The 11,761-nt window shown below is 47.8% G+C and carries 13 protein-coding genes; 12 read left to right on the top strand and 1 reads right to left on the bottom strand.

Annotated elements, in window-relative coordinates:
* Positions 1–4: 4 nt before the first annotated feature.
* The 3 genes from AUC31_RS17585 to AUC31_RS15640 all read left to right on the top strand — a co-directional run bounded on the left by AUC31_RS17585 (position 5) and on the right by AUC31_RS15640 (position 2,433).
* The gene (locus AUC31_RS17585) at positions 5–217 is read left to right on the top strand and encodes a CxxH/CxxC protein (protein WP_335339109.1); all 213 of its coding nucleotides are present in this window, start codon (positions 5–7) and stop codon (positions 215–217) included.
* An 89-nt stretch (positions 218–306) separates the two neighbouring features.
* Positions 307–786, top strand: a complete 480-nt coding sequence (rlmH, locus tag AUC31_RS15645) for a 23S rRNA (pseudouridine(1915)-N(3))-methyltransferase RlmH (RefSeq protein ID WP_058382294.1) — start codon at positions 307–309, stop codon at positions 784–786.
* Between the two features lie 171 nt (positions 787–957).
* Positions 958–2,433, top strand: coding sequence for a DUF1846 domain-containing protein (locus AUC31_RS15640; protein WP_241270781.1), 1,476 nt, complete (start codon positions 958–960; stop codon positions 2,431–2,433).
* 246 nt (positions 2,434–2,679) lie between these two features.
* Here the strand turns inward: AUC31_RS15640 and AUC31_RS15635 are convergent, their stop codons facing one another.
* The gene (locus AUC31_RS15635; RefSeq protein WP_058382296.1) at positions 2,680–3,429 is read right to left on the bottom strand and encodes an SDR family NAD(P)-dependent oxidoreductase; all 750 of its coding nucleotides are present in this window, start codon (positions 3,427–3,429) and stop codon (positions 2,680–2,682) included.
* 86 nt (positions 3,430–3,515) lie between these two features.
* On the opposite strand from AUC31_RS15635, the gene AUC31_RS18000 reads away from it, so the two are divergent.
* From AUC31_RS18000 to AUC31_RS15595, 9 genes are all read left to right on the top strand, one after another.
* Positions 3,516–3,650: a hypothetical protein gene (locus AUC31_RS18000; RefSeq protein WP_257721098.1), complete on the top strand. Its 135-nt coding sequence runs from the start codon at positions 3,516–3,518 to the stop codon at positions 3,648–3,650.
* A 32-nt stretch (positions 3,651–3,682) separates the two neighbouring features.
* Complete coding sequence (locus AUC31_RS15630) at positions 3,683–4,171, top strand: GNAT family N-acetyltransferase (protein WP_058382297.1); 489 nt, start codon at positions 3,683–3,685, stop codon at positions 4,169–4,171.
* A 62-nt stretch (positions 4,172–4,233) separates the two neighbouring features.
* Entirely contained in the window at positions 4,234–4,833 is a 600-nt protein-coding gene (locus tag AUC31_RS15625; RefSeq protein ID WP_058382298.1) for a DUF4230 domain-containing protein, read from the top strand.
* Positions 4,834–4,989: 156 nt separating this feature from the next.
* Positions 4,990–5,955, top strand: coding sequence for a nucleoside hydrolase (locus AUC31_RS15620; protein ID WP_058382299.1), 966 nt, complete (start codon positions 4,990–4,992; stop codon positions 5,953–5,955).
* A 42-nt stretch (positions 5,956–5,997) separates the two neighbouring features.
* The gene (locus tag AUC31_RS15615; RefSeq protein WP_058382300.1) at positions 5,998–6,615 is read left to right on the top strand and encodes an NAD(P)-dependent oxidoreductase; all 618 of its coding nucleotides are present in this window, start codon (positions 5,998–6,000) and stop codon (positions 6,613–6,615) included.
* A gap of 142 nt (positions 6,616–6,757) precedes the next feature.
* Positions 6,758–8,371 (top strand): DcuS/MalK family sensor histidine kinase, encoded by a 1,614-nt coding sequence (gene dcuS / locus AUC31_RS15610; RefSeq protein ID WP_058382301.1) that lies wholly within the window; start codon positions 6,758–6,760, stop codon positions 8,369–8,371.
* Entirely contained in the window at positions 8,364–9,080 is a 717-nt protein-coding gene (locus AUC31_RS15605; protein WP_058382302.1) for a response regulator, read from the top strand. The genes dcuS and AUC31_RS15605 overlap by 8 nt, the downstream gene beginning before the upstream one ends.
* A gap of 353 nt (positions 9,081–9,433) precedes the next feature.
* A complete protein-coding gene (locus AUC31_RS15600; protein ID WP_058382303.1) occupies positions 9,434–10,741 on the top strand; it encodes a 2-hydroxycarboxylate transporter family protein in 1,308 nt (435 codons plus the stop codon).
* A gap of 61 nt (positions 10,742–10,802) precedes the next feature.
* A complete protein-coding gene (locus tag AUC31_RS15595; RefSeq protein WP_058382304.1) occupies positions 10,803–11,708 on the top strand; it encodes an AEC family transporter in 906 nt (301 codons plus the stop codon).
* Positions 11,709–11,761 lie beyond the last annotated feature (53 nt).

The raw sequence follows: 11,761 nt of genomic DNA, 5'->3' as shown, positions 1-11,761 counted from the left end.
CGAAATGTGTATAACTGTGTTGAATATTCGGAAATCGAAAGGAGGCGTAAAAATGGAGCTACATTGCTGCCAAACGCATGTGGGACAAGGGCTTGACGAATTTGTTGCCAAAACGGAAAGCTATCCTATACTGACTGAATTATCAGATAGCGAAAAGTTATCCACAAAGTGCAACTACTGTGAACAACAGGCATTGTATCTTGTGGCGAGTAAATAAAATTCTACAAGATGTAGAATCGCCTGTGGATATGTGCATAAAGTCTGTGGGCAACTTGTTTGTAAATTTCGTGTAAAGGGGGATAAGTTGTGAACATTTCCATTGTGACGGTCGGAAAACTGAAAGAGAAATACTTGAAAGCGGGCATTGCAGAATATGCAAAACGTTTAGGGGCTTATGCAAAAATTACGGAGATTGAAGTCGCGGACGAAAAAGCGCCGGAGCAATTAAGCGAAGCGGATATGGAAATCGTCAAAAAGAAAGAAGGCGAGCGCATACTCGCAAAAATCCCACAAGACGCCTACGTCATCGCCCTGGCGATCGACGGCAAGATGAAGACCTCCGAGCAGCTCGCCAAAGACATGGAATCACTCATGACTTACGGCCGCAGCAAAGTCGTTTTCGTTATCGGGGGATCTCTGGGCCTCCACGACGAAGTGTTGAAGCGCGCGGATGAGAAATTGTCGTTTTCGAAGATGACGTTTCCCCACCAATTGATGAAGTTGATCTTGCTGGAGCAGGTATATCGGGCTTTCCGGATTATGAAGGGTGAGCCGTATCATAAGTAAATGAAGCAATTGGACCGATTTACTTTTTTTCAAAAGTTTATAATCATAAAGAGTAGATTTTTATTTAGGAGTATCTCTTAAGGCGTTTTTATCCCTTGAGTTAAGAGAGTTTGAAGTATAAAAGGTGGGACTGAACTTAATGAAAAAATTGGATTTGATTCGGAGAAATATTTGCAAGAACAATCAGCCTACATCCTGGAGCGGGTGCAGCAGTACGATAAACTTTACTTGGAATTTGGCGGAAAATTGATAGGGGACAAACATGCCAAGCGTGTGTTGCCTGGATTTGATGAAGATGCCAAAATCAAACTATTGCATACACTGAAAGAAAAGGCAGAAATCATCATCTGTGTCTACGCTGGAGACATCGAACGAAACAAAGTCCGTGAAGATTACGGCATCACTTATGACCAAGATGTCTTGCGCTTAATTGATGAATATCGGGCATACGGCATTTCTGTCAACAGTGTCTTGATCACACGTTACCAGGGGCAGCCAACAGTCAAAGTATTTATGACAAAGCTGGAGAGAAGCGGAATTAACGTCTGTATTCACCGCGAAATCGAAGGTTATCCGGCAAATGTGGAGGCGGTCCTTGGGGAAGAAGGATTTGCGACGAATCCTTATATTAAAACGACAAAGCCAATCGTGGTAGTAACGGGCCCTGGCCCGGGCAGCGGAAAGCTTGCCACCTGCCTTAACCAAATGTACCACGAGAACAAACTGGGAAATGAAGCCGGCTATGCCAAGTTTGAGACTTTTCCAGTTTGGAACTTGCCGTTAAAGCACCCAGTAAACATCGCTTATGAAGCAGCTACCGTCGATTTAAAAGACGTAAACATGATTGATAATTATCATTATGAAGCCTATGAGAAAGTAGCGGTCAATTACAATCGTGATATTGAGACATTTCCTGTCATCAAACGGATCATTGAAAGGATTACCGGCAAAGAGTCTGTTTACAGCTCACCGACTGATATGGGGGTTAATCGCCTGAAATCGGGCATCACGGACGATCGAGTTGTCCAGGAAGCTGCCAAGCAGGAAATCATTCGGCGCAGTTTCGTCGTAGAGAACGATTATAAAAAAGGGCTTGCCGATGAAGACAGTGTACGCCACATGCAAGTGATTTTAGAAGAAACCGGTTTAAAGAAAGAGGATCGGGCACCTGTATTGCCGGCCCGTAATTATGCGAAAGAAGTCCAAGCGCAAATTGACAGCACGAATTTACAAGCCGTCATTGCGATAGAATTGCCGAATGGCGAGATGATCACCGGTCGAACGACCACTTTGATGGATGCTTCGGCAGCCGCGATTCTGAATGGGTTGAAGAAATTGACCAATATTTCCGATGAAATTGATTTGCTGTCGCCGATGATTTTACAAACGATTCAACGGTTGAAAACCGATGATTTGAATAGCCGCGTCCCGACATTAAGCGCCAATGAAGTGCTCATTGCACTGGCAATCAGTGCGGTCACCAATCCTACTTCTGAGCTGGCTTATAAGCAATTGCCACATTTAAAAGACACCCAAGCACATTCGACGGTTATATTGAATAGAGAAAACGAACAGACCTTTAAGAAGCTTGGAATCGACATCACCAATGATCCGGTATATCCAACTGAGAACCTATATTACAATTAGATTTTAGAAAACACCTGCCTTTTTCTCCTTCCATATAAGCCTGAGACAGATTTATTTTCATTTATAGCGTTTACTGAAAAGGTTCATTCTTCTTTTAATGAGAAGAATGAACCTTTTTACTTTATTGAATCGATCAAGCGCTCCTTGTGAAAGACTGTAAAAAAACAACTTTACTTCACCCGACAGGAAAATAAACTTCTCTATGTTAAATGATTAAACTAATCCTATCTTGTTTCCTAAATCTATTTATTTCAACGAATAACCACCATCCACAACGATTTCCGCCCCATTTATATAAGACGCCTTGTCTGAAGCCAAGAACAGCACGACTTCTGCGATCTCACTTGGCTTCCCGTAGCTTCCTCTCGGGTGTCCCTGAGATTGTTTGTCATAATTCTCTTTTCCGCCGTATGCTTTAATGGCTAGGTCGGTTTCTGTTGGGCCAGGGGAGATGCAGTTGACGCGGATGCCTTGGTTGGCAAAGCGCAGAGCCGTGCTTTGGGTCATCGCGACAACGGCTGCTTTGGTTCCGCTATAAGCTGGCAGCATCGGATTGACCTTGTCGTTTCCAAGGATCGCCGCATTATTAATCACGACGCCATGTTTTTGCTTGCCCATCACGGCCAACGCATATTTCATGTAGAGGAAAATCGCCGTTTGATTGACGGCAATCAACTGATTCCAGTCATCCAATTTTACGCGAGACAAGGGTCCCATTCCGATAGACAGAACACCGGCACTGTTGAAGAGAATATCGATAGTATGCCCATCAGTTTCAAGTGCTTTAAAAAAGCTTTCAATTTCTTCCGGGTTTTCGTTATGAACTTGGTGAAAATGAGCTTTCCCGTCGCATTCCTTCTCCACCTGAGAGCCTTTGTCGCTGTTTCTGCCCGTAAAATGAACAGTAGCTCCTTCCTTACAAAAGAAACGAACCACTTCCTTGCCAATTCCATCCGTTCCACCATTAACAACCACTACTTTGTTTTCGAACATCATCTGATCTCCTCCAAACGTCATAGTAAAGTCATAAAGAATTTGTAATCAGTATATAGCATTCGGATCACTGTAGGAAATTTGGGTTCGTGACATTCGAAGTATTCGAAGAAAAAGGTCTCATCGCTGCCTTGTTAGAATATATACAGGAGGAAGCATCACTCGTACAGATGGGCCAAGCGTTCTTGGACGGGAAAAGCATCCAAGAGATACGACCAGGGTGACAGATGCATGTTCATGGGGAGGAGCGCATGAAATGAAGAGAGACAATAGGATGCAAGCTGTCTTTGAGTCGAAAAGGTGCTACATCAGGCCTTTTATTGAAAGTGATTTGGATGCTTTTATTACATACCGCAATAATCCTGAATGGATGGAATTTCAATATTTTAAAGGTCTGGCCCGAGAAGAATATGAAGAAATTTTAATAAGAGAACCATCTGTGGAAAAAGGTGCTCAATTAGCAATTATCCGTAAAGCCGACGAGTCCCTAATGGGGGATGTGTTTATTAAAAAGGAAGCCGAAGCTTGTTGGATCGGCTATACCATCAACCCGGTTTTTAAAAGACAAGGCTATGCTTATGAAACGATTAGAGCCATGGTTCAGTGGATTCGACAGGCATATCCCGGGGTCAAAATTAAAGCCGGTACATCTCCTGAAAATCTGGCTTCCATCCAGTTGCTTAAAAAGCTGGAGTTTACACCAGCTGGAATGGAAGAGGGCGAACTTGTTTTTCAATATGCGTAATAAATCATTTTATGGTCTACCATAGAGAGGGCAATAAATTAAACATGTGGGGGAACTAAACGATGAAAAAATTGGTCGGAATTTTATTTTTTGTATTAATTGTAGGGGCAGCTGCTGGATATGCATTTTCACAAACAAGTTTATTTGGCGTCACTACCAATAGCAGTTCCGACGCCTCCTTGGTGAAGGATCAGATCGTAAAGATTGCGGAATTGGCCTCATTAGAGTACGAGTATAGCAATGTCATAGTCAGTGAGACAGATAAGAACATTTCCTTGCCTGGGATATCAGATATTAAATTTGCAGAAGCGATCAGATTAATTGAATACGATGGGTATATAAAAGCGGGGTCCAAAGCTTCGGAAATTGAAACTTCCTACGACGAGAGCACAAAGCAATTGGTCGTTAGAGTACCGAAAGCAGAAATACTTGAGAACGTGGCGGATACTGAAAATATGGAAATCAGAGATATCAAAGATGAGTTATTCTCGGACTATCCTTCTCAGAAAATTGTAGAGGATATAAACCTTGAAAAAGAAAAGCTGGAAAAAGAGAAAGTCGAACAAGGATTCTTGGAAGAAGCAGACAAAAACACAGAAGAGATTTTAACTGCGCTTCTTGAAACTCCTGCATACAACGAAGTAATTATCGAATTTTATTAATACATATAACCAACAAGCCATCAAGGTCCCTGACTTTGATGGCTTTTGTATGGATTGAGTTTTGAGTAATCAATAGAGACACTTGCTATCATTTCACTCCAAGCCCCGACTAGCGTAAAATCAAAACCAATAGATGAGAAAAGGTGGTTTTCAGGGATGGCCAGATTGCCGATAATGATCGATACGGATCCGGGGATTGATGATGCGATGATGCTGACGTTGGCGTTCGCGCATGATGACGCGTTGGACGTGCGCTTGGTGACGACGTGTTCGGGGAATATTTCGCAGGACAAGACGAATTATAATGCACGCACGTTTCTCAGTTATATCGGGGCACAGGTAGAAGTGGCGCGTGGTTTGGAACAGCCGATGTTCCGCGAGCTCGAGATGGCGGAAGAGATCCACGGGGAAAGCGGGTTTGGGAATGTTGAGTTTCCGCCGCCGACTTTGCCAGTGAGCGAACGGCCGGCTATTGCTGCGATGCGTGAGACTTTGCTTGCGAGCGAGGAGAAAATGACCCTAGTCGCAACGGGCCCTTTGACGAATGTGGCGGCCTTATTATTGGCGCATCCGGAAGTGAAGCCGAAAATCGAGCGCATTTCGTGGATGGGCGGAGCGGCAGTCGGCGGTAATATGTCGCCGTCCGCTGAATTCAATGCCTATGTCGACCCGCATGCGGTGGAAATCGTCTTCCGCTCGAACGTTCCGGTTGTCATGAGCGGCTTAGATGTGACGCATAAAGCATTTGTGACACTGGAAGAAGCTCAGGGCATTTTGGCTATCGGCACTGAATTTGCGGAGAAGGCGTATAGCCTCGTTACGCATTATTTGGATGTTATCAAGAGAACTCCTTTTCATGAGGAGAATTACGACCAGGTGCTGCATTTCCACGACGTCTGTGCGGTTATGTATTTATTGAAACCGGAGTTGTTCGAAGGACAGGACTGCTTTGTGGAAGCATCGCTCGAAGGCATCACTGCCGGAGCGACGGTAGTGGATTTCACGAACCGGACAGGGGAGAAGCCGAACGTCCATGTTTTGCATAGTGTGGACCGGGAAGCGTTCGTTGCGGAATTCGTGAAAGCCGTAAAAGTCATTTCGGACCGCGTGGAATTTCGTTGATTCGACAGCTCGACAACTCATAAGAAAGCAAGGTGAAGCGTGATGAAAATCATCGTATTCGGGGCGACGGGCGGCGTTGGCCGATCGGTCGTCGAGCAAGCATTGGAGCAAGGCTATGAAGTGACGGCGTTTGTGAGAACTCCGGACAAATTGAAAGTGACCGGTGAAAAGTTAACGGTAGTGCAAGGAGATGCGTTCCACGTGGAACAAGTAGCTGCAGCAATTGCCGGCCATGAAGCAGTTGTGTCGTGCTTGGGTTCGAATCAAGGGATGAAAAAGTCAGCGGATCTGCAAACAATGGCGAAAAATATCGTGGCGGGCATGCAACAGCATGGCATCAAGCGCATCGTTTACACGGCATCTGCAGGAATTAACGATGAACTTCCAGGCATTGGAGGAAAGTTGATGATGGGTGTGCTGAAGCAGGTGCTGATCGATCACCGCGCCGCTGTCGATGCCATTCAACAAGCTGGACTGACCTATACGATCGTCCGGCCAATGGGCTTGACCAATGATTCCTTTAGCGGACAGTACCGTGAGTCTGAAGAAAGCGTGCCGAGCAAATCGAAGACCATTCCGCGCGCAGACGTGGCGCATTTTATTTTGAAAGCGCTTGGAGATGCAACGTACGAAAACGAGTCGATCGGGATTGCGACGTGAATCACTGACACGCCAAGCAGCTGCATTTTTCATGCAGTTGCTTTTTTTGATTCATTCCCACGATTTTCTTTAGGGCGGATTTGGCTTATAGTAGAAACATCTGTTTACAAGAATTTTTTCGCAGTAAAGAATGAGGTGCATCATGGCGTTTTTGTCACGATTTAAATTAAGTACGATCATTATCTCGTTTGTGCTTTTGGTGGTGTTGGTGTCGCTCGTGATCACCAATCTGTTGGTGGCCGATACATCGGGCGACCGGATCGAGCAGCAGCTGGAAGATAAAGCCGTCAGCATTTCACGGACCGCTGCGGAATCGCAAGTCATTCATCAGGGCTTGGAGAGGGAAGCGGCGGAAGCGAATATACAGGATTATGCGCTGGCCGTGCAACAAGCCGCTGACGTGTCATTTGTCGTCGTCATGGATATGGACGGCATCCGCAAATCGCATCCGAATCCGGACAATATCGGCAAGGCGTTTGCCGGTGGCGATGAACTCCGTGTGCTAGCAGGCGAAGAATACACCTCGCGGGCGGAAGGGACGCTCGGGCAATCGGTCCGTGCGTTCACGCCGGTGTTTGATGAAGACGATAATCAAATCGGTGCAGTCTCGGTCGGTATTTCCTTGGAGGAAGTAGAAGCGGCGGTCGGGCAAAACCGGCAGACCATCTGGATCGGTTCGCTGACAGGCTTGTTGTTCGGCATCATCGGCGCATTGTTTTTAGCGCGATATATCAAAAAGAGCCTGTTCGGGCTGGAGCCTCCCGAAATTGCGCGCATCCATGAAGAACGCAACCAGATGCTTCATTCCGTTTACGAAGGCGTTATCGCGATCGATCAAAATTCGCGTATCATGCTCGCCAACCGGTCGGCGAGAGAGCTGTTCGAAAAAGCGGGCTTCACGGGCCGTGAGCCGATCGGCAAGGAGATCCATGACTTTTTGCCAGGCCTCAACACGCAACGTGTATTGCTTGAAAAACATACCGTTTTGGATGAAGAGCAGGAGCTTAATGGCCTGTCGATCTTGTCGAACCAAGTGCCTTTATTGGTGAATGACCAAGTGATCGGCGCAATGGTGACATTCCGGGACAAGACGGAAATCGACTTGCTTGCCGAACAATTGACCGGCGTCGAGATGTACGCAGAGACTTTACGGGCGCAGTCGCATGAATTCATGAATCAACTGCATGTCTTGCTCGGCTTGATTAAAATGGAGCAATACGAGCAAGTGTCGCAGTTTATCGCGAAGTTGGTCGACCACCAGGCCGTGGAAGTCGGCAATGTGACGCGCTCCATTAAGGACCCGGTGCTAGCAGGCTTTATTCTCGGGAAAATCAGTTTCGCGAGAGAAGCGCAAGTGAATCTTTCGATCAGCTGCGAGACCGATATCCCAAAACCGGACGATCCGGCGGTCACGCACGAGTTGATCACGATCATTGGCAATGTGGTCGACAACGCGATCGACAATGTCCAAGCGACCGAACACAAGCAGGTGCATGCCGCGTTTTCCTATATCGATGAATTGCTGACGATCACGATCAGCGATACAGGAACGGGGATCGACGAGGAATTGCAGGAAACAATGTTCGAAAAAGGCGTCTCCAGTAAGGAAGGCTACCACCGCGGATTCGGATTGCATTTGGTGAAAAATAGCGTAGACCAACTCGAAGGTTCGATTGAAGTGGCCTCCGAGAAAAACGAAGGTACGACGTTCGAGTTGGTGCTGCCGTATGAAGCAAGGGGTGAAACAGATGATTAAGGTAATGATAGTAGAAGATGACCCAATGGTGGCTGCCTTGAACCGACAATTTGTCGGGCGCATGGAAGGCTTTGAGGTGATCGGCGCCGCCGAAAACGCCCAGCAGGCCATCGCGATCCTCGCGGAGTCGGACATCGATTTGGTATTGCTCGACATCCACATGCCGGGACTCACCGGCATCGAATTTTTGCAGATGCTCCGCGAACAACAGCAGGACCTTGACGTCATCTTGATCACGGCAGCCTCTGAAATCCAGCAAATCCAGCACGCCTTGAGGCTCGGGGCTTCCGATTATTTGATCAAGCCCTTCGAGTTCAGCCGTTTCCAGGAAGCGCTGCTGCAATACCAAAAACATTTCCATAAACTGAACGATAATAAACAAATCAGCCAGCAGGAAATCGACAGCCTGCTCGGCAGAAAACAGCCAGCCACTTCTACATCAGCCACGGTGCAATCATTGCCGAAAGGGCTGACAAAAGGAACGCTGCAGACCATCCAGCAAGTGATCCTGGCGAACGAAGCTGCGGTGTTTTCAACAGATGAACTGGCGCAGTCAGCCCACATTTCCAGGGTCTCCGTCCGGAAATACCTGAAATTCCTCAGCGCCATCGGCTATTTGCAGGAAGATTTGACCTACGGCGTCGGCCGGCCTATCTATCAATACCGTGTGGCGCCGGAAAACGCACATCGTCTCGATCCTTATCTTTGAGGGTTAAGGTGGGGCTTTGGAAAACATTGCGTCATCTAATAGTTCAGTGAGATGTCTGAGTGTTTGGAGAAGCGTTTGCTCGACTCCAACGGAATAGCGAGACGACCGAGACCCCGCAAGCAGTGAAGCGGCTGAGGAGGCTTGGGCGCGAGCCCGTGGAAAGCGAGCAATAAGCTTCGGAAAATACGGTTTCGCGACACTCAAAAAAAGCAGCCAATGCGGCTGCTTTTTTTAATTACAATAAAACCAATACTTTCATAAGCTAGAAGTTGTCTGAAATTTGTCTAAAATATGAAATACATTGAAAGCGCTTACCTGAATGGCGCAAGCTCAAGAAAACGAGGTGTCCAACGATGAAGGAAACAAATAAGGTTCCGCCGCAGTTGCCGGCGAGAAATTTGAAAGACAAATTCACGATTTTCAATATGCCGATTCTATGGTTCGGGGTTTTCGCAGCGATTGCGATCTATGCGATGTACACCGAAAACTTGCCGGCCGGCATGATCGGCGCCTTGCTCATTACCATGGTGCTTGGTGAATTATTGGGCTGGTTCGGCAATCATATGCCAATCGTCCGCACGTTCCTCGGAGGCGGCGCGATTGTCGCTATTTTCGGATCCGCTTATATGGTCTATAGTGGACTTATGCCTGAAAGCACAACGGCAGGCATTACGGAATTCATGAAAGACGGCGATTTCCTCAACTTCTATATTGCGGCTTTAATTACCGGCAGTATTTTGGGGATGGAATCGAAGATCCTGGTGAAAGCGGGCGTCCGCTATGCCTTGCCATTGCTCGCTGCGGTGGCAGGAGCGGTTGGCCTGGCTGCGTTGGTCGGGATGGTATTGGGCTTTAGCGTCCAGGAAGCGGTGCTCGTCATCGCCATGCCAATCATGGGCGGCGGCATGGGTGCAGGCGCTGTGCCGATGTCTCAAGTTTATTCGGAAATGCTGGGCAATGAACCCGGGTATTACCTGTCGATTTTAGTGCCGGCTTTGGCACTTGGGAATGTCTTCGCCATCATCTTGGCGAGTGTATTGAATTTGATCGGTGATAAATACCCGAGCTTGACGGGGAATGGCCAGCTGATCCGCAATTTCCATTACGAGAAAAAAGAAACGCCGAGCTACGATTTGGCCAAAATGGGAATCGGCGTCTTGGCTGCGGTGTCGTTCTATATTTTAGGGAATTTATTGGGCGATTTTATCCCGCTTCATCCGTACGCGATCATGATCGTTTTGGTGGCATTGCTCAAAGTCGCGAACGTCATGCCGGAAATTATCGTAGAAGGCGCAAGCCAGTGGTATGAATTCGTGGCGCGCAACTGGACCAACGCTTTGCTAGTAGGCATTGGGGTCGCGTATACGGATCTTGAAGCCGTGCTGAATGCCTTGAGCATCCAATACGTGCTCATCGTCTTAGCCGTTGTCATCGGTGCTGTCATCGGTGCCGGCGTCGTCGGGAAATTCATGGGCTTCTACCCGATCGAAGCGGCTATCACAGCAGGGTTGTGTATGGCGAATATGGGCGGAACGGGCGATGTCGCGGTGCTGTCTGCGGCAAGACGCATGGAATTGATGCCATTTGCGCAAATTTCGTCCCGTCTCGGCGGCGCGTTGATCTTATTACTCGCCAGTGTGTTTATCCCGTTTTTCATTTAATAAATTAAACTTTGGGGGAGGGGAGAAATCCTTTCCCTCTTTCTGATGGAGAGTGAACGCCGTGATTGTCAGTGAAATCATCAATGTCATTTTGCCGGTCTTTATTTTGCTCGGCATCGGGTTTTTCGTCGGCCGGTTCATGGACATCCAGACAAAACCGGTGTCGGATTTGTGCATCTACGTGTTCAGCCCGGCGTTATTTTTCCATTCCGTCACGACCTCCTCGTTGGATTTGGGAGATTTAGGGCGGATCGTGCTGTTTGCGGTGTTGTTGTTCGTCTTGTTTGCGGTGCTGATTCAGCTTCTTGGCATCGTGTTTGGATGGAATCTGTCGTACCGCAACACGATGATGCTCGCGAGCGCGTTTCCGAACACCGGGAATTACGGCTTGCCGATCGTGTTGTTCGCCTTCGGGGACGAGGGGATGGCGATTGCCATTATTTACGTCGTCATGCAATCTTTGCTGATGAATTCGGCTGGCATTTTCTACGCTTCGAATCATGCCGATGTGTCGAAGAAAGCGATTTTCATTACCATCATCCGCATGCCTGGGTTTATTGCCATCACGATCGGGCTGGTTCTGAAAATAGCGGGCATAGGAGTTCCTGAGGCGCTCGGCAATGCGACGGGCTTGCTTGGGCAGGCGGCGGTGCCGGTGCTGTTGACACTGCTCGGAATCACCTTGGCATCGATTCAGATCAAAACCGTACTGAAGTTTATTGGGACCGCGGCTGTGCTGAAATTGGCCGCGTTCCCGGCAATCGCGTTCGTGCTGCTGGCCTGGCTGTATCCGGCAGGGTCGTTGGAAGCGAAGGTGCTGCTGATTTCTGCGGCGACTCCGGCTGCTGCCACGACGACGCTGTTGGCCATGAAATTCAATATGAATCCGGATATGGTGTCGAGTGCGATGTTCGTCAGCACCTTGGCAAGCATCGTTACCATTCCGGCATTACTGCTGGTCTTGTGAACACCAATGATTTGGAAATCATCTAGGGGCAATCCCGGTTTCCTGATGAAATC

This window comes from Planococcus rifietoensis, from assembly GCF_001465795.2.
GTDB lineage: Bacteria > Bacillota > Bacilli > Bacillales_A > Planococcaceae > Planococcus > Planococcus rifietoensis.
Note: the sequence above shows the minus strand (reverse complement) of the source record. Positions and strands in the feature narration are given on the sequence as shown.